General features: G+C 43.1%; 16 protein-coding genes and 1 tRNA gene. 2 read left to right on the top strand and 15 right to left on the bottom strand.

All coding sequences use genetic code 11. The features are described 5' to 3' along the window. Positions 1-55: 55 nt before the first annotated feature. The 4 genes from JJQ94_RS07840 to JJQ94_RS07825 form a co-directional block, all read right to left on the bottom strand. A complete protein-coding gene (locus JJQ94_RS07840) occupies positions 56-1,000 on the bottom strand; it encodes a Wzz/FepE/Etk N-terminal domain-containing protein (RefSeq protein ID WP_099029045.1) in 945 nt (314 codons plus the stop codon). Continuing rightward, positions 1,000-3,657 (bottom strand): SLBB domain-containing protein, encoded by a 2,658-nt coding sequence (locus JJQ94_RS07835; RefSeq protein ID WP_442960334.1) that lies wholly within the window; start codon positions 3,655-3,657, stop codon positions 1,000-1,002. The genes JJQ94_RS07840 and JJQ94_RS07835 overlap by 1 nt, the downstream gene beginning before the upstream one ends. A 100-nt stretch (positions 3,658-3,757) precedes the next feature. Then, positions 3,758-4,549, bottom strand: coding sequence for a DUF481 domain-containing protein (locus tag JJQ94_RS07830; RefSeq protein WP_099029043.1), 792 nt, complete (start codon positions 4,547-4,549; stop codon positions 3,758-3,760). Between the two features lie 14 nt (positions 4,550-4,563). Continuing rightward, complete coding sequence (locus JJQ94_RS07825) at positions 4,564-5,382, bottom strand: mechanosensitive ion channel family protein (protein WP_099029042.1); 819 nt, start codon at positions 5,380-5,382, stop codon at positions 4,564-4,566. A gap of 201 nt (positions 5,383-5,583) precedes the next feature. Between JJQ94_RS07825 and JJQ94_RS07820 the strand changes: the two genes are divergently transcribed. Next, positions 5,584-5,659 (top strand) — tRNA-His (locus JJQ94_RS07820). 998 nt (positions 5,660-6,657) lie between these two features. Here JJQ94_RS07820 and nagP read toward each other — a convergent pair. The 5 genes from nagP to secA all read right to left on the bottom strand — a co-directional run bounded on the left by nagP (position 6,658) and on the right by secA (position 16,616). After that, positions 6,658-7,947, bottom strand: coding sequence for an N-acetylglucosamine MFS transporter NagP (gene nagP, locus JJQ94_RS07815; protein WP_353477787.1), 1,290 nt, complete (start codon positions 7,945-7,947; stop codon positions 6,658-6,660). 199 nt (positions 7,948-8,146) lie between these two features. Further along, complete coding sequence (locus JJQ94_RS07810; protein WP_099029041.1) at positions 8,147-10,738, bottom strand: family 20 glycosylhydrolase; 2,592 nt, start codon at positions 10,736-10,738, stop codon at positions 8,147-8,149. A 326-nt stretch (positions 10,739-11,064) separates the two neighbouring features. Next, the gene (locus JJQ94_RS07805; protein ID WP_099029040.1) at positions 11,065-13,134 is read right to left on the bottom strand and encodes a M13 family metallopeptidase; all 2,070 of its coding nucleotides are present in this window, start codon (positions 13,132-13,134) and stop codon (positions 11,065-11,067) included. A 313-nt stretch (positions 13,135-13,447) separates the two neighbouring features. Further along, positions 13,448-13,846 carry an 8-oxo-dGTP diphosphatase MutT gene (mutT, locus tag JJQ94_RS07800; protein WP_099029039.1) on the bottom strand — a complete coding sequence of 133 codons (399 nt, stop codon included), beginning with the start codon at positions 13,844-13,846 and terminating at the stop codon, positions 13,448-13,450. Between the two features lie 61 nt (positions 13,847-13,907). After that, positions 13,908-16,616 carry a preprotein translocase subunit SecA gene (gene secA / locus JJQ94_RS07795; RefSeq protein ID WP_099029038.1) on the bottom strand — a complete coding sequence of 903 codons (2,709 nt, stop codon included), beginning with the start codon at positions 16,614-16,616 and terminating at the stop codon, positions 13,908-13,910. 483 nt (positions 16,617-17,099) lie between these two features. Here secA and JJQ94_RS07790 point away from each other — a divergent pair, with 483 nt between their 5' ends. Continuing rightward, positions 17,100-17,585: a DUF721 domain-containing protein gene (locus tag JJQ94_RS07790; RefSeq protein WP_010368638.1), complete on the top strand. Its 486-nt coding sequence runs from the start codon at positions 17,100-17,102 to the stop codon at positions 17,583-17,585. Positions 17,586-17,629: 44 nt separating this feature from the next. Here the strand turns inward: JJQ94_RS07790 and lpxC are convergent, their stop codons facing one another. The 6 genes from lpxC to murC all read right to left on the bottom strand — a co-directional run bounded on the left by lpxC (position 17,630) and on the right by murC (position 24,265). Continuing rightward, on the bottom strand, positions 17,630-18,553 hold the full coding sequence (gene lpxC, locus JJQ94_RS07785; protein WP_010368639.1) for a UDP-3-O-acyl-N-acetylglucosamine deacetylase: 924 nt from the start codon (positions 18,551-18,553) through the stop codon (positions 17,630-17,632). A gap of 88 nt (positions 18,554-18,641) precedes the next feature. After that, the gene (gene ftsZ / locus JJQ94_RS07780) at positions 18,642-19,886 is read right to left on the bottom strand and encodes a cell division protein FtsZ (protein ID WP_099029037.1); all 1,245 of its coding nucleotides are present in this window, start codon (positions 19,884-19,886) and stop codon (positions 18,642-18,644) included. A gap of 21 nt (positions 19,887-19,907) precedes the next feature. After that, complete coding sequence (ftsA, locus tag JJQ94_RS07775; protein ID WP_010605798.1) at positions 19,908-21,140, bottom strand: cell division protein FtsA; 1,233 nt, start codon at positions 21,138-21,140, stop codon at positions 19,908-19,910. Then, a complete protein-coding gene (locus tag JJQ94_RS07770; protein WP_095726953.1) occupies positions 21,137-21,922 on the bottom strand; it encodes a cell division protein FtsQ/DivIB in 786 nt (261 codons plus the stop codon). Before JJQ94_RS07770 ends, ftsA begins: the two co-directional genes overlap by 4 nt. A gap of 1 nt (position 21,923) precedes the next feature. Further along, positions 21,924-22,835: a D-alanine--D-alanine ligase gene (locus JJQ94_RS07765; RefSeq protein ID WP_099029036.1), complete on the bottom strand. Its 912-nt coding sequence runs from the start codon at positions 22,833-22,835 to the stop codon at positions 21,924-21,926. Next, positions 22,832-24,265, bottom strand: coding sequence for a UDP-N-acetylmuramate--L-alanine ligase (gene murC, locus JJQ94_RS07760; RefSeq protein ID WP_017217163.1), 1,434 nt, complete (start codon positions 24,263-24,265; stop codon positions 22,832-22,834). The genes JJQ94_RS07765 and murC overlap by 4 nt, the downstream gene beginning before the upstream one ends. Positions 24,266-24,270: the final 5 nt, after the last annotated feature.

Here is a 24,270-nt window from a genome sequence, read left to right as displayed (position 1 = left end):
ATTTAAACTAAATTGCCAATAACACTAAATAACAACTCTCTATCCTACCCAAAAATTACTTTCTGAGCACAAAATGTCTAAATAATAACAGAACAAACGCAAGTACGCTGCCTAGGAAAGTAATACCAAGACAAATCAGTGCACGCTTTGGTCCAGCTTTTTGGATCGGTAGAATGGCAGGATCAATTGTCTTAAACACATATTGCGACTGTGTTTGCGCTAGCATCTTTGTCTGCTCTTGTTGCTCGATCAGCTGGTAAAATATCTTCTGCATATCTGCAACCGATGTTTCCGCTAATGCCTTTTTCAAATACTCTATTTTTACATTGGACTCTGCTACTGCCTCAGCTTTCATGTAATCGTTAATTTCTACAACGATGTTTTCCACCATTTCCTTCGCTAAGTAGGGGGAATAATGAGTCATTGCAATCGTAATTAGTCCCTTTTCCTTTTCTTCTATCACAGCTAAATTTTGTGCTCTGATATGTTCAAAGACTTCTTGAATGCCTGGCTCAGGCTTAAAAGGTGCTGCAACATCTCTGAGCCAAATACCAGCTTCTTTATCATAAACTTTAGCGTTATATATCAGCTGATTACTGCCCAGATCCCACCCCTCAGTAGCCATCAGTTTTGGCTTTAACTCATATTTTTCAACAAAGTTATTTAAAAACGAGCGGCTTTGCATTACTTGAAGCGCAAGAGCCGATTTATCACCTTTTCTTCCCCCCAAATTCACCCCTGCCATTGCTGCTAAGCCACCAAACTCCGACTTCAGATTTGAGAGCATGCCGCCTTGAGTATCTTCAACAGGTGAAAGTAATACTGTCGCTTTATAAGTATTCGGTAGAGAAAGTGCAAAAAACACACTGGATACAGCAAATACAGCAGTGATTAATATAATTAACCACTTTCCTCTCCAAAGCACTGACAAAATTTCAGTCAAATCAACTTCATTTTTTTTAATGATATCAGCTTCAGTCATCTGTTTATTGTTATCCATTATTTGTTAAGCGTTGCAATTGAAGCCGCAGCTAAGCCAAGCTGATAAATAATCTGTGTCGCTGTACTCCACAGTGTCAAGCTATCAATATGTTGAGCGTCTAGAGGTACAACGATCGTGTCGCCCGGCGCTAGTTGGCCTCCATGGCTGCTGACTGCAAACCAGGATCCTGAACTTGGTAATTCAACTGAACCATTAGCTTTAATGATATAAATACGTTCATCATCCGCTTTTTGCTTTAATCCACCGCTAGCTTTAATGTAGTCATCAACAGACTTGGATGAATCGAATAAGTGTGTTGCAGCCAGGTTAACCTCACCAATGACACTAACAGAGTCTTGCATCGCTGGGATATATAACGCATCACCATCTTCTAACTGCAAAGATTGGGTTGACCGTTTATCAAGATCAATAACCAAACGTCCTAACGCCTCAACCTTCGATAAATCCTTTAATATTTGATCCATATCTTCATATGGCATAGAAGTATTTGCAGTGGCACTTTTTTGGAAAGTATTAGTAATGATATCGCGTCTTAACTCTTGAGTTAGGCGTTGAATTTGCGAAGTTTCCTTACGCTTGATAGATTCACGCGTAAAAATTGCCGCTTCTTTATGTGCAAATTGATTAAAGCCACCAACTCTTTCTAGTAGGCTATCAAGTGTCTCACCACGTTTAATAGTGTACGTCCCAGGGAACTTAACCTCACCAACAACCTTAACTTGTAGTCTTTCTTGCCAATTAGGTCTTGGGAAAATGTTAACAGTATCTTTGCTCGTCAGTATTTGAGTTGGATTAGCCAACTCGTTCAAACCGTTGAGTTGGATATGTTCAACCTGTTTACCATCATTATAAACAACACGAGTTAGCTCAACCTGCTCAAGATACGCAGCTTCTAGAAATCCACCGCCAGCTTGCACCGCTTTTTGGAAATCTGCATTTTCAGATAATGGATAAACACCAGGAAACTTAACTTGACCGTTTACTGCAAATAATTTTGCAGGTTCGCTAGGTGTTGCCTGCCGCTGTAGCTTAGCAACAATTGGCGCAAGTAGTTTTTGACGACTAAATACCGCATAGTCTTCTTCTTCTACTTCCTCAGGCTTTTGAAAAAGTGCATCAATACTTGTGATTAATTTAACTTCTTCCTCAAGCTCAAATAGTTCATCTTCTTTCAAACCAATATATTTTAAGAACTCATCACGCTCAAATTGCTCCCATAACTTCACGTTTTCGCGTAGTTTCAGTTGCTCTTTGTTATACGCGAGGTCTTCTAATAACTGTTCTTCTTCTTCTTTAAGCTGATAACGGCTAAATACGACGATTGTATCGTTAGACGCGAGCTCTATATCTCCCGCTTTACCGTTAAAAATATCTTGTAAAGAAAACTGATGGATAGCGATGTCGCCTTCAAAGTTAACTTCACGAATAATCAATGAGTAACCAAAATCTGCAATGGATAGCAAGTCTTCACGTGGCGCACTGAAGATATCTTTGAGTGTCTTACCCTGATGCCATTCATAATGACCTGGGCTGGTTACCGCACCAACTACAGTAACGGTATTTTGGAAACGAGTTGAAGCCGCGTTGACCGAAATTTCATCACCGTTTTGTGGTTTGTAGCTTGTGTTTTCAGTAAAGTTGTAGTTTAGGGTGATACGCCTTCCATCACCGTTGTAGCGTGAGACAACCACTTTCGATTTATTTGCATTAGCTTTGAAGCCTCCTGACATAGCCATCACACTCTCAAGCGAGTCAGATTCTTTAAGCTCAAAGATTGCTTGACGGTTAACTTCACCTTTTACTTTTATTTTCTTAGCTGCTGGCGGAATAAATACAACATCGCCAGGCTTTAAAACTACATCATCAGAGCTATCACCAAATAGCAATAAGTCATAGAGATCGAAGGTAGTAACTAGCTTACCAGCCCTTTTGACTTGGATTTTTCTCAGCGAACCATTATCACTCACTCCACCAGAAACAAACAGAGCATGTGTGACAGTGGCGAGAGGAGACACTGTATAGCTACCAGGCTTATAGGCTTCACCCACTACCATGATGCGCATAGGGTTTAGCTCACCCATCGAGACGAAAGCTTGAACACCGATCATTTCCTCAGAGATTTTTTTCGAGATCAGTGCTTTCAATTCCTTAAATGATAAGCCAATTACATGAATTGGGCTTAGGTTAGGAATTGCGAGACGTCCTTCACGATCGATTTGTACTTCGTGCTCTTCATTGGTTTTACCATACAGGTTGATTTGTACTGTATCTCCAATCCCAAGCAAGTAAGTATCAGGAATAGCAGCCAACTCAGAAGGAATAAAAGTCGTAGGCTCACCAGCAAAGAGCTCATAACCAAAAGGCTTAAGCTCTTCTAATTTTGGTTTGAATTTATCCTCTTCTTCTTCCTCTTCCAGTAACCCCTTTTTGTCACGTGGTAAAATCGAAGATTCCTTCTCTTCGTTCTTTTTATCACCTTTTTTGTTGCTATCTAACGCACTTACATCGAAACCATAACGTTTTGCTAAGGCTTCTTGCTGTGCTTTGGGGAGCTTTTTAAACTGCTCTATTTGCTGTTTACTGGGTGTTACCGCTATTGTTTGATGTGAGATCAAAAAAAGCATTGAGAGGAGTAGTAGTCTGAGGAACTTCACGTAAATCTCTTCCATTGTGGATTTTTGTTAAACTTCAGGCATTCTACCGAAGTTTGGAAGAATTAAAAGGGCACTGAGGTGCCCTTTGACAAGATACTTGTTAGAAACTGTAAACCAAAGTAAGTGAGGTTTCTGTGTCAGTATTTTCTTTATCGTCTGCTACGTCTGAGTTGTGGATGATGTTGTATGCCACTTTCATCTGCAGAGAACCGTTGATTTTGGTCAGCAACGCCGTTTCAGACGTTGTTTTAGTGTTGGTATCACCATATTCAACCGCAATAAGCTGTGTAAAACGTGCGTTTTCTGAGATCTGCCATTGGTAATCTAGTTTACCAACACCGATGAACTCACTCTCAGAAGTACCAGCAAGTAGTTCACCATCATCGTCAAGCTCAGTGCTATCGTCTTGGTGCTCAAAACGTTTTACACCGGGACCTATTTCAGCGTTAAGATACATGTCATCATTTTCGAATAAACGTTGACCGTAACCCACTGAAATAACCGCTTCACTGCGGTAAGCACCAAAGTAGTCTGAAACATAAGAGCCAAACACGAATAAATGGCTGTTATCTTCATTTAACTTGTAGTTACCTTGAACTGACGCTGAGTATTTTTCGTTAGTGCGAGATGTAACATCTACACCCGCATCGTTTTCACGCGTGTCTTCTTTGTAGAAGCCATCTAACTTGTACTCGTTGTTCCAGTTAGTTAGGTTGTGCTTAGCTTTGATCCCACCTTTTAGGGTTGTTGTTTCTGTGTTACCACTGGTGATAATCGCACCCACTTCACTGGTTACATCCCAAACTTTCTTTGGCTTCTTAGCTTTGCCTTCTGCCGCTGCATTAGCGCTTGCTGCAACAAGAATACAACAGGTTAAAACCTTTAATTTCATTTCTAACTAACCTTTTACTGATCTTTGTGTAGGTGAACATCCATTTGCGGGAATGGAATGGTGATATCGGCTTCGTCTAGCGCAATTTTAATATTTTCCACTAACGTGAAATACGTTGGCCAGTACTCTTCTGTTTTAACCCAAGGGCGAACGACAAAGTTAACACTTGAATCCGCAAGCTCTAGTACCGCAACAGTGTACGCAGGCTCTTTAAGAATTCTTGGTTCATTGTCTAGTACAGACTTTAATACCGCTTTTGCTTCTCTTAGGTCTGCGTCATAGCCAACACCAATAACAAGGTCAATACGACGTGTTTTTTCACGCGAGTAGTTCACAATTGCACCAGACATAATCGAAGAGTTTGGCATAACAATTACTTTGTTATCAGGGGTACGAAGCTCGGTAGAGAAGATTTCTATCTTTTGTACGCTACCTGCTCTGCCGCCCGCTTCAATATAGTCACCAGACTTGAACGGACGTAGCATAATAATAAGTACGCCAGATGCAAAATTAGAAAGTGAACCTTGCAGGGCAAGACCAACAGCCAAACCGGCTGCACCTAGAATAGCAATGAATGAGGTGGTTTCAATACCAACCTGAGATAATGCCATAAGCAGTGTCGCGGCAAAGACAATAGCGTAAGCAATATTGGCAACGAATGAACCTACCGCTTTATCTACTTTGCGTTTACTAAATGCTTTTTCAGTGAGATCAGCACTGAACTTAGCTAGTTTTAAGCCAACGAAGAAAATTATTAGTGCTATAACGCCTTGAAGCACATAGTGTAAGATTAAATCTGAGTTCTCATTAACCCATTTCCAAACAGCTTCCATACTCATCCCCCTTTTTATATTAAGCAGTTATTTATCATTAGATCGGCTGGATCATACATAGGATATATGAATATTTGCTGTATGCGGAAATAATCTCCAAAAAAAAACTTTTATTAAGTTTTTTCGATATTTCCCTTTGCATTTGGAAAAAACTTATGTATTATGCGCGCCACACCAAACGAGGTGTTCAATTCTTTTGTGGCGGCTGTAGCTCAGTTGGTAGAGCCCTGGATTGTGATTCCGGTTGTCGTGGGTTCAAGTCCCATCAGTCGCCCCACTCTTTCTATAAATGTATTCCTCACTTTTTATTTTTACGCACATAGCACCCCTACACAATAAACACCAAGTAGCAGCGATTTTATATCGCGACTGAGAATAAAACCCTCGCAGCATAAAGCAGCTCCTACACGACCAACATCAAACAATAAGCACCAAACAACAAGCACCACACATCTGCGTAGCAGCGATTTTATATCGCGACTGAGAATAAAACCCTCGCTACATAAAGTAGCTCCTACACGACCAACACCAAACAATAAGCACCAAACAATAAGCACCAAACAACAAGCATCAGCGTAGCAGCGATTTTATATCGCGACTGAGAATAAAACCCTCGCAGCATAAAGCAGCTCCTACACGACCAACACCAAACAATAAGCACCAAACAACAAGCATCAGCGTAGCAGCGATTTTATATCGCGACTGAGAATAAAACCCTCGCAGCATAAAGCAGCTCCTACACGACCAACATCAAACAATAAGCACCAAACAACAAGCACCACACATCTGCGTAGCAGCGATTTTATATCGCGACTGAGAATAAAACCCTCGCTACATAAAGTAGCTCCTACACGACCAACACCAAACAATAAGCACCAAACAACAAGCGTCAGATATCAGCGTAGCAGCGATTTTATATCGCGACTGAGAATAAAACCCTCGCTACATAAAGTAGCTCCTACACGACCAACACCAAATAACAAGCACCAACCATCTGCGTAGCAGCGATTTTATATCGCGACTGAGAATAAAACCCTCGCTACATAAAGTAGCTCCTACACGACCAACACCAAACAACAAACAACAAACAACAAACAACAAACAACAAACAATAAGCATCAGCGTAGCAGCGATTTTATTTCACGAAAAAGATCTTAGCATTAAGCCAGTTTTGTAGGTAAGGGAATGATTTAGGCATAAAAAATGCCACCTTATTCAGGTGGCATTACACACGGGATTATTTCTACATACATAGAAATGCTTTACATTTTCTTGCTACGCTTTCTTTTTGATCTTATGACCTTTCACAGCGTAGAAGATTATAAATAGATAACAAGGTAACATTACAAGGTGTGCAATTTGCTGTGATTCCACTGTGCCAGATGTGCCCTTAGCTAAACCTAAGAATACTGGACCGAATGCACCACCGGCAATACCCATAACCAATAAACCAGAGCCTACACTGGTTAGCTTGCCAAGTCCAGATAATGCGAGCGGCCAAATAGCTGGCCACATAATGGCATTCGCTAAACCTAAAATAGCGACCATCAATAGAATATCAGGCAACGCTGATAATCCAAATAGATTTGAAATGACAAATGAGTCTGGGCTGCCAAATGAAATTGCGAGCGTGAGAAGCACACCAAGCACGGCAGATGCTGTTAACGCCCTCTCCTGCGATATTACTCTCGGGATCAATATAATGCCCAGAATATAGCCCGTAACCATACAAGCCATAGTATAAGACGTCATCACACTATATTTTTCAACACCCAGCGCTAATGCAAATGAACCAATCGTATCACCAGCAATCACTTCAACCGCAACATACAAAAACAGCGCGATCACACCAAGCTTTAGATTAGGATGAGATAGCGCTTCTCTCACTGAGCCATGCTCTTCTTCGTCATCTTTTTCTATTTCAGGTAGTGGTGCAAACTTAATACCCAAGGCAAAAATACCAATAAATGCAGCCAAGCCTAAATATGGCCCGATAAGACCGTTGGCCATTGCATCAATATCAGCTTGAGTCAGCTCTTTACCTGCCATATCAGTAAAGTTACTCAGCACCAACGCGGTAAATACAAGCGGCGCAACAATACCAGCACCTTTATTCAGTATACCCATAATACTTACGCGTACAGCTGCTGACTCTTCAGGCCCAATACGTACCACATAAGGGTTTACAGCAGTTTGTAATAATGTTTGCCCAATACCCATAGTAAATTGAGCAAACAAAAACAATGCAAACATTTGTGTTTTAGCCGCTGGAATATATAGCAACGCCGCACACATCATCATCGCAATTGCGATGGCCATACCATTTTTATAACCCACCTTGCGGATAACTAGGGCAGAAGGAACCGCGGTAAATGTCACCGCAATATAAAAAGAGAAAAGAATAAATGAAGATTGGAGAGGAGTTAGTTTTAATACTTGCTCCAAATATGGCATTAGCGACCCATTAAGCCAAGTCACAAAGCCAAGAATAAAAAACATGGCGGCGACAATTGCCATAGGGATCGCGTTACTTCGTTTTGTTGTATTCGACACGGTAGCTTCCATAAACATTACTCATCGTTTATTGTTTGTATGGCTTTTTGCCTTGTTATTTTTTGCTTTGCTCACTGCTTTCTTTACATAAATGACAGCGCTGACATTTAACTTTACGTTAAAATCTATTTCATTACCAGTTAGAATTTGAGCAAAATTATCACCAAAAAAGGGCCATTGCCCTTTTTTGCGATAAACTGAATACGAGGGTTTATTTCAAACCTGTGACACGGCTCGTATTTTTATCTCCGGCTCGCGTTCTCAACAATACCTTACTTTCATCTGAGACACTCATCTGATCAGTATAAGGCTGCCAAGATTCTCCATCGTCTAAGCTCACTTCAATTGCAAGATAAGGGAAAGCACTATTCGCTTCAAGTTTACCCAACACCACCTTGGCACCAGGAACTGGAAGGTTTGGCTTAATGCCATCATTTTGCAACTTTGCAATCTCTTTTAAAGACAATGCTGCTGCAAAGGTTGAAAAGTCCTTGTTTAACTCTTTTTGATTAATACGACGCCCTTCCCAATCCGCTTTATGCCAAGCGCGCTCCGCAAGCGAAAGCAAACGAGGGAAAATCAATCGTAAGACTTGGTCTTCCGAGCGAATGGTCTCACTCCATATTTGCCCTTGCATACCAAGGATATTTTGCGGTCTTTTAAGTGCGGGCAACTCGCGGCCAACTAAGGCCTCTAGGTTCACGATAGGCTCACGATTTCGCGTGAAATCCGCATTCGCATAAATATTATCTGGCATGTACGAAAATGCTTTTTTCGTATCTGTGTAACGAGTTGCCCAATAATAGCCGCGCTCTTCAGGGTGCGCTTCGTAAGGATGATCAAAGTACAAATGTGTACCGTGAGACAAAATAACCTGGTAATTGTTGTTTGCAAAACGGTGGGCTCTGTCTGCAACCCCCCACTCCCAAATGTTATCCCAAGTATTTACCAAAAACTGTGGATTTGGAAATTCATCACGTTTAAAGGTCGTCGTGGTGTTATACATTAAACCATCTTCCCAAGCGGCAGGGGTGATCCCACGCTTAGCAAGCAGCTTTGCAACTTTTTGAGTAAAGTATGGTTTTAAATCATTGGGTCCAGCCACTCCGTTGTCGGCCACCGCAAATAGCTCATTACATGCTGGTGATTCAGTCCATGAGCCCTTTCCAACCTCATCGCCACCAAAGTGGACTGTCGTTAGCATAGTACCAGCATCGCGATACATTTCCTGCAGCTCATATACCACCTTCTCCATAAAGGCATAGCTTGAGTCCAAGCAAACATTAATAGAGTTATCAGTATAGAGTTGCACGGTTAGATACTTTGAAGTGTCATCAATATCGTTCAAAAGATAGGCTTTGGCCTCTTGCGCTTTACCTGCTTCCATCAATTTGTGATAACGCGCTTCCATCGACTTAATCGCAGCACGAGCATGCCCAGGGCTTTCGATTTCTGGAATGATCTCGATATGACGCGCAGTGGCAAATTTAAGTAACTCGACAAAGTCCTCGCGAGACAGGTAACCATTTCCACTTCCCGTTTTGAAAGGACCTGTGCCCAACTGAGTCAGTAAGCACTCACGCTCTTGTAAATCAAAACAACGGAATGCGCCGACTTCTGTTAACTCAGGGAGCCCTGGGATCTCCAAGCGCCAACCTTCATCATCTGAAAAGTGCCAGTGGAACTTATTTAACTTATAACGCGCCATCTGTTCAATTAATTTAAATAACGCATCTTTACCATGATAGTTACGGGCATTGTCGTAATGCATACCACGCCAGCTAAAGCGCGGAGAGTCTTTGATCTCTACGTGAGACAAGGTAATTTCATTTTTACTATCGGCTGGAAATAGCGCAAGCAAACTTTGAATACCGTAAAACACACCTGCGTTATCAATACCCGTGATTTCAATCACATCATCATCAATATCCAATGTATATGACCCAGCTTGGCTGTAGTCATAATCTCGCCCTAGACTTTTCGCAACTTTAAGGCGGATCGTCGGGATATTCCCTTCAGGCACGTGATTAGCTTCAGCTTTTAAATCCAGTCCATACTCTGATAAGTCTTCTTGAAAAACGGCGACTTCTGACTTCAAACGTCCGGCAAAGCGGATCTGCCAGTTTTTGTTAAGGGTGATTTCGCCACGACTGAAGTCGATGTGCTCAGGCTTTGGAATGATACGTCTTAGCGCATCTTCTTTTGAGACCGAAATATTGCTTTGATTACGTTCAAAACGCAGCGCTGCGTTCGCTATCTGCGTGTAATCGGTAGGTGTATTGTATCTTTTCAGTTGGTTCTCACGCTCAAATGGCGCAACGAACTGTGTCATGTCTTCTGTATCAGTATTTGCAAAAATGACCGGTTTATTTTTACCTGACACAATAAAGGCACGCGGCATAAAATCGCTGTATGCAGCAACCCAAGCCGAACCATCAAAAGCTAACTTGAGCTTTTCACCGGCTTTTAAGCCAGCAAACGAATCGGTAGGGGTTATACGATGAAGGTCGCCATTAATATGCTCAAAGCGCAGACCTTCAGCGGTTTCCGTTGAAATATGACGAACTGAGTGCAAATAGATTTGCCAATCGCTTTGTCCTTTTGGTAGATTAACTTTTGAATTGTTAGTCAGTGTAATAGCACCGCTAAAGCCCCCGGCACCATTGCTGAAGTTATTTTCTACCGCAAATTCAAAATGCGTGTCACTTGCAAACTGCGCTAACTGCTGCTGCGTGAATGATGCTTGTGTATAGAACGAGCACCCAGCAATTATCGCCCCAAGCAAAGTCGTTTTTATTCTCATCTTTTGCTCCCAGTCTTCATGTTCAATTCAAAATGAACATCATTTAATCACTTATTGTTCCTAAACATCATATAAAAGTTAAAATGACAGCGCTATCATTATTTTTTCATATCCTTGTGTTAGACAAAATGAAGCTACTCTGATTTGGCCGTAAATACCATAAAATAGCGATGAACTTGACCTTGGAAATAGCGAGTGCTTGCAGAAAGTGCTGAAATGGATGTCATATTTTGTGAGAAGTTCAGCGGGTTGTAATTGGATATCGTAAAAAGCGGCGGATTTACTGCTGGAACACAATAAAACCGCCACGAATTCAAAATGTGAAATTACCAGATTTTCACTCTGTCTTCTGGTTTAAGATACATCTTATCGCCTTCTTTCACATCAAATGCCTTATAGAACTCTGGCATATTCGGCAGCACACCAATCACTCGATAATGACTTGGTGAATGCGGATCTGTCATCAGACGATTACGCAGCTCTTCATCGCGGTATTTGCGACGCCAAATTTGTGACCAGCCCATAAAGAAGCGCTGCTCCCCAGTGTAACCGTCAATAACTGGCGCTTTTTGATCGCCTAGTGAAATTTGGTACGCTTTATAAGCGACGGTTAATCCGCCTAAATCACCAATATTTTCACCCAGTGTCAGTTCACCGTTTACACCAGCATCTTCAAATGGTTTAAAACCATTAAACTGCTCAACCAGCTTTTGGCTACGCGCTTCGAATTGTGAAAGGTCAGACTCACTCCACCAATTACGAAGGTTACCATCACCATCGTACTTCGCACCTTGGTCGTCAAAACCGTGACCTAATTCGTGACCGATAACTGCACCGATTGCACCGTAGTTTACTGCATCATCCGCTTCTAGGTTAAAGAATGGTGGCTGTAAAATCGCAGCAGGGAATACAATCTCGTTATTCACCGGGTTATAGTAAGCATTCACGGTTTGCGGTGTCATGAACCACTCACCACGGTCCACAGGTTTGCCTAATTTATCGATCATTTCCTGATTAGCAAATTGGCTATAGCGTACATAGTTACCAACAAGATCATCAGGACTTATCTCAAGTGCTGAGTAATCTTTCCATTTGTCAGGATAGCCAATCTTAGGCGTAAACTTGTTGAGCTTGTCTTTTGCCGCTACCTTAGTTTCAGCACTCATCCACTCTAGACCATCAATTGCCTGATCAAACCCTTTAATAAGGTTGACAACCAACTCTTCCATACGCGCTTTCGCTTCTGGTGGGAAATAAGACTTTACGTAAATCTTGCCTAACATTTCACCTAGCACAGAATTACTTGCATCTACCGCTTTTTTCCACGTTGGTGCTTGTTCCTCTACACCCGTCAATGTTTTACCAAAGAACCCAAACTTAAGGTCAACTACATCTTTACTTAGTAACTCAGCGTAGTCATTGGTGAAGTGGAACGTTAAATAGTCTTGCCAAGCTTCTAGCGTTGAATCTGCAATGATTTTTGATAGCGCTTCAAAGAAACTAGGTTGGCTCACAATAAGTGAATCCGTTTTAATACCAAGTGCGGTTAAAAACGCTGACGTATCAAAGTCTGGCATTAATTGATTAAACGCATCATTGCTTAGCTTATTATACGTTTTAGTCGCATCGCGGCTTTCAACACGTGTCCATTGCGCCTCGGCAATTTGCTTCTCTAGCGCAACAATATTCAGTGCAGCTTGGCCTGGATTTTTATGACCCGCTTTTGCTAATAATTGCTCAATGTAGAGTCGGTACTGCTCGCGGATCTGAATGAATTTTTCATCCTCTTTTAAGTAGTAGTCACGATCAGGTAAACCAAGGCCTGATTGGAACATATAAAGCGCGTTTTCACTTGAGTTTTTAGCATCATTATTAACATACCAACCAAACGGTGTACTTGCCCCCGTTAAACGCATTCTAGCAAAGATAGCTGGTAGCTCCGATTTACTCTTCAGGTCTTGAATTTCATTCAGATAAGGCTTAACCGGGTTTAAGCCCAGCTCGTTTCTCGCCCCTTCATCCATATAACTTTGATAAAACGCACCCAGCTTCTGCTCATCGCTACCCGCTTTTGCAGATGTATTATCTGCAGCATCTTCCAGTACTTTACGCAATGCTTTTTGCGACTCATCATAGAGCTGCGAGAAAGAGCCATAATTTGACTTATCCGCCGGGATTTTTGTTTTTTCTAACCAGTGGCCATTCACATGAAAATAGAAGTCATCTTGTGGACGCACAGATTTATCAATATTCGCAAGCTCAATACCAGAATTTAAAACCGCTTTTTGTGCTTCGGCTTGTTCAGCTGGTTTTTGTTGCGTTTGCGGTTGTTCGCTACAACCAATCAATCCCAATGCAAGTGCAACACTCGCAGCGGTCAGTGATAGTTTCTTCATTTTTATTCCCCTGATAGAGTTTCGCTTGTAAACGTCGAATTCCATTCATCTAGATAAAATAATGCTCAAATTACTTATCCAAACCTCAGGTTAAATAATCAAGCAGGTCAATTGCATATAGATGAATGTAATATAGACATAACCTTTATGGCTTTAAAATAATTCCTTCTAACAGTGTTTCCTATCAAACCTCAGAGTAACGAGAATCGTTGGCTGATGTTTATTTACAAGTAAGCGGTCATTCACTAGTCTACCTATGCACATAGTGAATGACTATGACTCTGAGTGCTGAATTTAGTAACAAAGTTTGTCACTAATTTTGGCGGGCTTGTAGTAATTCCACGATTGTTTTGTTGGCCTCAGGAAACGTGAGCTCATGCAACTGCTCAACTGAAACCCATTTAGAAGGCTGCCCTTCTGCACCATGAGCTTCACCGGAAAAGTCCTCAACATGATGAATGTATAAGCATACGGCTTTGTCAGCATAGTCATGCTCAATACGCATTAGCTCAGATGAGTTATAGATCTCAATGCCAACCTCTTCTTGTAGCTCACGTTTCAATGCCGAAAACACATCTTCGCCCGCTTCCATTTTCCCGCCAGGGAATTCCCAAAGTCCACCTTGATGTTGCTCTTCACCTCTTAAGCAGACAAAGATTTTCTGATTTTTTTCAATCACACCAACGGCGACTTCAACACGTTTTTTTTGCATCATTTTCTCCATAAAAAAAGCGACTTAGCGTCGCTTTTTATACCAATTTAGATTTAGCCAATTATTTTAGTTTGCCGCAACACTGCTTAAACTTCTTGCCTGATTGGCAAGGACATGGCTCATTGCGACCAACTTTTGGCTCCGTGCGCTCAGCAACAACCGCCCCCTCAGGCGTTTCACCGCCCACGCGCTCAACTTCTTCATGTTGATATTCACGCGGTGCTTGCTCGCTCTTGCGATGTTGTTCTTCAACCTTCTCAACATCTTCCTCAGCACGTACCTGAACTTTACTTAGTACGCCAACAACGTCAATCTTCAAGTTTTCAAGCATTTGTGAGAATAACTCAAACGACTCACGCTTATATTCTTGCTTCGGATTCTTCTGCGCATAACCACGTAAATGAATACCTTGGCGAAGATGATCCATTGCCGCTAAGTGATCTTTCCAATGCTGATCTAGGCTTTGTAACATAACCGCTTTTTCGAAGTGACGTAGCACATCTGGGCCTACCATCTCTTCTTTTTGCTTGTACGCCTTATCCACGTCCTCTACGATACGATCGCGTAGCATTTCTTCATATAGCTTGCTGTCTTCTTCAAGCCATTTAGCAATCGGCAGCTCAACATGGAAATCATTTTTCAAGCGTTCTTCAAGTGCTGGGATGTCCCACATTTCCGCCAGACTTTGCGGTGGAATATACTGATCAATAGTCGCATTCAATACATCTTCACGAATAGCGGTGATAGTCTCTGAGATATCGCCTTCTTCAAGTAGTTCGTTACGTTGCTCGTAAACCACTTTACGTTGATCGTTCGCAACATCATCGTATTCAAGTAATTGTTTACGAATATCAAAGTTACGCGCTTCCACTTTACGCTGTGCGTTTTCAATGGCACGGTTAACCCATGGGTGCTCAATGGCTTCACCACGTTGCATACCTAGTTTACGCATCATATTCGTCATACGCTCACCAGCGAAGATACGCATCAATGCGTCATCCATCGATAGGTAGAAGCGGCTTGAACCAGCATCACCTTGACGACCTGCACGACCACGCAGCTGGTTGTCGATACGACGCGATTCGTGACGTTCTGTACCAATAATATGTAAACCACCAGAAGCCAGTACTGCATCATGACGCGCTTTCCAAGCGGCTTTAATTTCTGCTACTTGCTCTTCTGACGGGTTTTCTAATTTTTCAACATCCGACTGCCAGCTGCCACCCAGTACAATATCCGTACCACGACCAGCCATATTCGTCGCAATCGTCACTTTGCCCGGTAGACCCGCATCCGCGATAATATCTGCTTCTTGCGCGTGGAATTTAGCATTCAGTACGTTATGGTCAATTTTTTCTTTGCGAAGGAAGTGAGAAAGATACTCAGAACTTTCGATAGACACCGTCCCCACCAACACTGGCTGACCACGTTCTTGGCAAGAACGAATGTCTTCAAGAATGGCTTCAAATTTCTCTTCTTGCGTCAAATATACAAGATCTGCACGGTCATCGCGCACCATAGGTTTATTGGTTGGGATGACTACGGTATCTAGGCCATAGATTGACTGGAACTCGAACGCTTCAGTGTCCGCTGTACCTGTCATACCTGCAAGCTTGTTATACAAACGGAAATAATTCTGGAACGTGATTGAAGCCAAGGTTTGGTTTTCGTTCTGAATACGAACCCCTTCTTTCGCTTCAACGGCTTGGTGAAGGCCCTCAGACCAACGACGTCCTTCCATCGTACGGCCAGTGTGCTCGTCAACGATGATAACTTCGTTATCTTTTACAACGTAATCAACGTCTTTTTGATATAGCTTGTGAGCACGAAGTGCTGCGTAAACATGGCTAAGTAGTGAAATATTACCTGCCGAGTAAAGAGAGTCACCCTCTTCAATCAAACCACGTTCAGTCAGTAATTCTTCAACTTTGATTTGACCACGCTCGGTAAGGTGAACTTGTTTACCTTTTTCATCAATGGTGAAATCGCCATCGCCTTCCACGCCTTCTTCATCTTCTTTTTCTTGTTGCACAAGATCAGGAACAATTTTATTGATTTCGGCATAAAGTTCAGAGCTATCTTCAGCAGGACCAGAAATGATTAGTGGTGTACGCGCTTCATCGATTAGGATTGAATCCACTTCATCCACAACCGCATAGTTAAGTGGACGTTGTACACGTTCATCGACACTAAATGCCATGTTATCGCGCAAGTAATCGAAGCCGAACTCGTTATTGGTGCCGTAAGTGATATCCGCAGCATAGGCTTGCTTTTTCTGCTGTGGCATCATGCCTGGCACGTTACAACCTACAGTAAGACCTAGGAATTCAAAGAGTGGACGGTTGGTCTCGGCATCACGCTTAGCTAAGTAGTCGTTGACAGTAATAACGTGAACACCCTTACCTGAAACTGCATTTAAATACGCAGGCAACGTTGCTGTTAGTGTTTTACCTTCACCCGTTCTCATTTCTGAAATACGACCTTGGTGAAGCACCATACCACCAATCATTTGCACATCGAAATGACGCATTCCAAATACGCGCTTAGATGCTTCACGCACCGTAGCGAACGCCTCTGGTAATAAATCATCTAGCGTTGAACCTTGCTCAATACGCTGTTTAAATTCAGCCGTTTTTGCTTTTAGTTCCTCATCGCTTAATTTTCCGTATTGTTCTTCTAACGCATTGATTAAAGCGACTGTTTTTCTTAGGTTTTTGATGGTGCGATCATTACGACTACCAAAAATTTTGGTAAAAATATTTGCTAACATGTTTAAACCGTTTCACTCTGTGTATTGGCTGACCCATCTCTCTAAGCCAATGTGGTTAAGGTTGGGTCGCGCTTGTCCTGTTGGCGACAAAAGCCTTCCTAAATTACGGTTTTCATTTTGCCAATTTAGGAGTGAGCATTTTGTATCTTGCCGAGTTAAAATTATGCCCTATCATACCAGACTCTTTGTTTCTGCAAACCTTATTGGGTAAATAATACCAAGTTCAATTGCAAGAAATCTTTACTGTTGGGCGTAAGCGTACCGTTGCAAGTGATAAAGTTTAGTTAGCATCTAACTCGACTCAGTTATTCGAGCACAGAGCTAAGCGCTTTCGACAACAAATGTTGGTACTTTTGGATTTCTCAAAAATTTGTCTCTGATATACTTAGTAGACTGAGAAACCACCAGTGCGGAGTAATTTGACTCCGTATTATCCCGATATGGCGGTTATTTTTTATTTTTCAACCTATGGGAAGTAAGTCATTGGCTAAAAATCGCTACAATCCAAAACCGCTTGATGAAGTGATGGGTGGGTGGTCGGATAAACTCAATCAATATGGCCAAAAAAGTGCCCAAGCGGCACAGTTACAGAGCTGTTTGGAAGACACGCTAGGCCCTATTTTGAGTAAGAAGTGCCGTGTCGCTCACTACAAAGAGGGGACACTGACGATAGAAGCGGCTTCAGCAACGCTTGCTACTCGGTTAAACTTTTTGAAAATGGATATTCTCAGTGCATTTAGAAAAGTTGGGTTACATGACTGTGCATTGGTTAAAATTACCACCAATCCAGAAGCTCAACAGCGTCTTACCAACAAAGTGGAATCCCAATCTTCGACCTATCAAGCCAATCGAAGTATGAGCCAAGCCACTGGTGAGCATTTGCTAGCGCTAGCGCAATCCGCTCCACCATCGCTTAAGGCGAAACTAGAAAGACTCGCTAAACACGCAAACACAACGCAAAAAAAATGACGCCTTAGCGTCATTTTTTATCAAACTGTATTAGCCTAAAAGCCTTATGCCGTTGCGGTATTGATACCCGCTTCCATTCCTGGCGCAGGCATACTGACTGGCTCTTCGAATGTTGCCCACTCCCATGCTGACTCAGTCGCCATGATTTCACGAAGCAACATATTGTTTAGGCCATGGCCTGATTTATAGCATGAGATCTTACCTAAAATGTTGTGACCTGCCATAAACATATCACCCACACAGTCTAAGATCTTGTGTTTAACAAACTCATCCGCATAACGCAGGCCATCTGGGTTTAATACTTTAAACTGGTCTAAAACAACCGCGTTATCCATGCTGCCACCTAAGGCTAAGTTGTTCGCATGCATGTATTCAATATCACGCATAAAACCAAAAGTACGAGCACGACTGATCTCTTCAGTAAAGCTTTGAGCGGTAATGTCTAATCCAATACGTTGGCGGCTGGCATTGATCGCAGGGTGATTGAAGTCGATTTCAAAGTCGATGTGGAAACCATCGTAAGGCTCAATTTCAGCCCACTTGTCGCCATCTTCAACACGCACTTTTTCTTTGATGCGAATAAAGCGCTTGGCAGCGTTTTGCTCTTCAATACCGCCTTTTTGAATTAAGTAGATGAATGGCAATGCACTGCCATCCATAATAGGCACTTCGGCGCTGTCTAACTCTACGATAAGGTTATCAATCCCCAGCGCAGCTACCGCCGCAATCAAATGCTCAGTAGTAGACAAGCGAACGCCGTCTTTATTTGTTAAACACGTACACAGTTGCGTGTCGCCCACAGCTTCTGGTGTTGTTTCAAAATCAACAACAGGGTCTAGATCAACGCGGCGAAATACAACACCTGTATTCACACCAGCTGGTCGGAGAGTGATCGTGACCTTTTCACCTTTGTGTAAACCTACACCTGTGGCTTTAACGACTTGTGCAATCGTACGTTGTTTAATCATATATTCGCCCACTTAAATTCGAGATAGGCGGCGGAGTATAACATAGTTCCACCAAACTGCCAATCTTTGTTTATTTTTTATACCAACTTTAGTCTGACTGCTTACGTAAAAAAGCCGGAATATCGAAGTAGTCACCTTTTTCTTTACTGTCGTTACCTTTTGCGCTTGCTGAACTAGAAGCGTGTTGTGGCTTCTGCTCTTGCACTTGTGGTGCTGGCGCTTCAGCTGGCTGCTCAGGTTCTGCCCCTGACGTTTGTGGTTGCGTAAAGCTTGGCACATACATGCTCGTTTGTGAGCTAGTTTGTGTGCCACCTACCGCATCTGAACCTGAGGCTTGTCTAAAGCCATTGTCTACAATACCGAATTGCGGACGACGGTCACCACCTAAGCCGGTAGCAACCACTGTCACTCTTAGCTCTTCGCTCATTTCAGGGTCAATAACAGCACCTACTACCACAGTTGCGTTCTCTGACGCTAACGCTTTCACATGGTTACCAACGACCTCAAACTCTTCGATAGTAATATCCATGCCAGCGGTGATATTAACCAAAATACCTTTCGCGCCAGTTAGGTCAACATCTTCTAAAAGCGGGCTAGAGATCGCCGCTTCCGCTGCTTCTTGTGCACGATCAGGACCTGTTGCCGAAGCCGTCCCCATCATTGCAGTCCCCATTGCTGACATCACGGTTCTAACATCCGCAAAGTCAACGTTGATTAGACCTGAACGTGTGATCAACTCTGCAATGCCTTGTACCGCACCATAAAGTACGTCATTTGCTTTTGCGAAGGCATCTAGCAGTGTAGTCCCTTTACCAAGAACTTTAAGCAATTTGTTGTTTGGAATTGTAATAAGTGAATCTACAATTTCTGACAACTCAGCAATGCCTTGCTCAGCCGCAGCCATGCGCTTTTTACCTTCAAGGTCGAAAGGACGCGTTACTACAGCCACAGTTAAAATACCAAGTTCTTTTGCTGCGCGTGCAACAACAGGTGCGGCACCGGTACCTGTACCGCCGCCCATACCGGCTGCGATAAATACCATGTCTGCACCTTCAAGGCTGCTCTTGATGGTTTCTAGATCTTCTTCTGCTGCGCTGCGGCCCACTTCTGGGTTTGCACCGGCTCCAAGACCTGAAGTAATTTGAGTACCCAGCTGTACGGTAATATCCGCAGACGAACGGCGTAACGCTTGTGCGTCAGTATTCGCTACGATAAAACGTACACCTTCAATTTCTTGGTTTACCATGTGTTCTACGGCGTTACCGCCGCCGCCACCGACACCGATGACTTTAATGACAGCTTCTTCGCTGTGCTGTTCCATAATATCAAACATCTTCACTCTCCGACTTGAGTATTAAAACTCGCCTTGGAACCATTTTGTAACACGGTTCCACCAACTCCCCTCTGCATCTACTTTCGACTTCTGTGCATTCATCGATTGTAGTGAACGGCCGTATTGTAACAAACCTACCGCCGTTGCATATGCAGGGTCATCTACATAATCTGTTAATCCCTTAATGCCAATTGGTTTCCCTATTCTTACTGGCATTTGGAATATATCTTCTGCGACTTCTTGTGCACCTTGCATCTTGGCACTACCGCCAGTGATAACAAGACCAGCCGCAATTTGATCTTCAAAACCTGATCGACGTAATTCTTCTTGTGCAAGCTCAAACAGTTCTCTAAATCTTGGCTCTACCACTTCAGACAAAGTATGGCGAGACATTACCCGAGCAGGACGTCCACCAACACTTGGTACTTCGATGGTTTCTTCGCTTGATGCCATTTGGCTCGACGCGAAAGCATATTGTACTTTCAGAGACTCGGCATGCGAAATAGGTGTTCTAAATATTTTTGCTATATCGCCTGTGACCTGATTGCCCGCAACCGGGATCACGGCAGTATGACGCAGCGCTCCATTCACATAAATCGCAATATCCATGGTGCCACCACCGATATCTAATACCGCAACACCAAGCTCTTTTTCATCTTCTGTCAACACCGAGTAACATGACGCCAAGGCGTTAAACGTTAATTGGTCTACCTGTAAACCACAGCGTTCAACACACTTTTCAATATTCTTTGCCATGTCATTCGAACACGTAATGATATGTGCTTTCGCTTCCATCCTTACGCCACTCATACCTAGAGGGTTTTTGATCCCCTCTTGCATGTCGATGCTATATTCTTGCGGCAATGAGTGCAGCATTTTGCGTTCGGCAGACATAGGTACAGAGCGTGCAATGTGAATAACATTGGCGATATCATCGTCTGTGACTTCAGCATTGTTTATTGCCACCACGCCACTTTCGTTTTGACACTGAATATGTTTGCCTGAGATCCCCAAATAAACCGAGCTTATTCTGCAATCAGCCATTAGCTCCGCTTCATCTACAGCGCGTTTAATAGACTCAGAAACGAGGTCTAAATCGTTTACCCCGCCCTTATCCATGCCGTGAGACTCTTGGCGTCCGACACCGACAATACTAAGTTGATTGTCCACAGTGATCTCCCCAACTGTGGCGACGACCTTTGATGTGCCAACATCTAATCCAATCACTAAGTTTCTTTCTGCCGACTTTGTCATGCTTCACTCTTGTTATTTTGTTGTTCTTGCTGCTCAGTAGGTTCTTTCCAACTCACTGCCAGTCCCGTGTCGTAGCGTAAATCAATGACATCGATTACTTTACCTTCAGGGCGTTCCATACGTGGATACACGTCAATAAAACGTTGTACTCGTTTGGCTTTGTCTTCACGCCCTAAATTTAAGCGGATCCCATTGTCTAGCCATAGCTGCCAAGCAAATCGTTCTGAAAGCGCTAAACTTTCCAACGTAAACTGATTTACCGCCAACAAGGCTTTAAACTGCTTAAATGTTTGCCATGCTTCTTCAGCACTCCCTTCAGGGCCGTATAATTCAGGCAGCCCTTGCGGCAATTTGTTACTACTCGCTTGGAATACTTCGCCATCATCATTGAGTAATGAATCGCTATTCCAATGCGCAACCGGCTTATGTTCCACTACATAGACTTGCAGCGTATCCGGCCATTGTTTTCTGACTGACACTGTCGCAATCCAAGGTAAAGACTTTACCGCCTTGTGGACTGCTTTTACATCAAGCTCAAAAAAACTATTTAAATCTGCGGTTTTAATTGCCGCCACAATGTCATCTTCATTGGTATAATGCGGTTTACCGAGCACTTTGAGTGTTTTTATTTGCGCATCATGATGTGCAACTAACCAATCACTTACCCAGTATGTTCCTCTTACCAATGTAAAAATCACCACAAAGAAGAAGCTAAGTCCCCAGAAAAGGGGCCAGTTCACTCTTGAACTGATCAGCTTCAACCCTGCCAAAAATGCTCGCATATTAAAGCGTTTGCTCCAAAATGCGAACAACTAATTGCTCAAAACTTACACCCGTTGCTTTTGCTGCCATCGGCACCAACGACTTTTCGGTCATACCTGGTACGGTATTTACCTCGAGTAGATAGAAATGCCCCTGCTCATCTTGCATAGCGTCAACGCGTCCCCAACCAGTGGCACCAACCAATTCAAAAGCGTGCTTTGCCATCACTTGTAATTGCTCAGTGTGTGCAGCGCTAATATCCGCCGGACAATAATATTCTGTACTGTTGACTTGGTATTTGGCTTCATAATCGTAAAAGCCACGAGGCGTACGCATTTCAATAACAGGTAATGCCTCTTTACCGAGCATAGACACGGTAAACTCACGTCCAGTGATCCATTGTTCAATGAGAACTTGATCGTCAAACTTAAAGGCATTATTTAATGCCGCAGTCAGGGTTTCTTCGCTGTCTGCCTGAGCCATACCTATGCTCGAGCCTTCGTGACTTGGCTTTACCATGACTTTGCCAAACTCAGCTATTAGCGCCTTAGCATCAAAACCCGTCTCTTTGCTTACGACAGCATAAGGTGCTGTACTTAACTTGGCAGACTGAAAAAGATGCTTACAGCGGACTTTATCCATCGCAAGCGCACTACCAAGTACACCGCTTCCTGTATATGGTATTCCCATAAACTCAAGCGCACCTTGAATAGTACCATCTTCGCCACCACGGCCATGCAGTGCAATGAATACGCGGTCCACACCTAGGTCTTTAAGTTGCCATAAATTACGTTCTGCTGGATCAAATGCAATAGCATCAACACCTTGATTAACAAAGGCATTTAACACTGCATTACCAGACTTTAGCGACACCTCACGCTCTGCTGAACTACCGCCAAGTAATACGGCTACTTTTCCAAACTGACTACTCATAATTCACTCTGTTTTAACTGCGCTATCGATAGCCCGGTTGCGGCTAACTGCTTCACGATTTGACCTATATTGCCAGCCCCTTGCGTCAACACTAAATCACCATCTTCCATGGTGCTTGCCAACACTTTCGCCAATTCACCATGGTCACTGATATGAATCGGCTCAACGCCACGTTGACGGAGACTACGGCACAAACTTTTACTATCCGCACCAACGATGGGCGCTTCACCGGCACTATATACATCTAACAGCAGTAGTTTATCAACATCGCAAAGCACTTTTACGAAATCTTCATATAAATCGCGTGTTCGACTATAGCGATGTGGCTGATAAATCATAACCAAACGCTTATCAGGCCAACCAGATTTAGCTGCTTTTATCGTCATCGCAACTTCAGACGGGTGGTGACCATAATCATCAACCAACATCACCTCACCCACTTCATTATTGAATGAGCCGTAATGCTGGAAGCGACGTCCTACACCTTCAAAATTGGCTAGCGCCTGATAAATCGCTTCGTTTTCAATATTGTGATCTTTTGCAACTGCAATAGATGCCAGCGCGTTCAATGCATTGTGCTTACCTGGCATATTTAGCTTCACTTCAAGTAACTCACCGTCTTTGGTTCTGACTTTAAAGTGTGATTCACTTTGTGTTTGCTTGAAGTCCAGTAACTGATAATCCGCATCGTTAGCCTCACCATACGTGATTGTCGGCCTTGCAAAGCGTGGCAATAATTCTCTCACGACTGGCGAATCAATACACACCACCGCCAGACCATAAAATGGTAAGTTATGGATAAACTCGATGTAGGTGTCTTTCATTTTTTCGAAGTCACCGTCGTAAGTATCCATGTGGTCTTCTTCGATATTTGTTACCACCGACACCATCGGCTGCAAATGCAAAAACGATGCATCGCTCTCGTCCGCTTCTGCGATAAGATATTCACTGCTGCCGACTTTGGCATTACTGCCAGCACTATTGAGCAAGCCACCGATAATAAAGGTTGGATCCAGCTCAGCCCGCGCAAAAATACTCGCAATCAGGCTCGTCGTTGTGGTCTTACCATGTGTTCCTGCTACCGCAATCCCGTGACGAAAACGCATCAACTCGGCGAGCATTTCGGCGCGACGAACGATTGGCGTACGGTTTGCCTTCGCCGCTTGGATCTCTGGGTTTTGGTCGTTGATTGCACTCGATACCACAACCACATCGGCCATTTTTACATTTTCAGCTTGGTGGCCGATAAAGATCTCGGCGCCCATATTTGTTAATCGCTCTGTCATCGTACTTTTGGCGATATCTGAGCCTGTAATTCGGTAACCTTCAAAGGCCAGCACTTCTGCAATCCCACCCATACCAGCACCACCAATCCCGATAAAGTGGATGGTGTTGATACGTCGCATTGCTCTTCTGCTTGAAGCTTCCATTTAAT

Origin of the sequence: Pseudoalteromonas sp. GCY, assembly GCF_016695175.1 — a bacterium.
Taxonomy (GTDB): Bacteria; Pseudomonadota; Gammaproteobacteria; order Enterobacterales; family Alteromonadaceae; genus Pseudoalteromonas.
The sequence above is the reverse complement of the archived record's forward strand: the minus strand, read 5'-3'. Positions and strand labels throughout refer to the sequence as shown.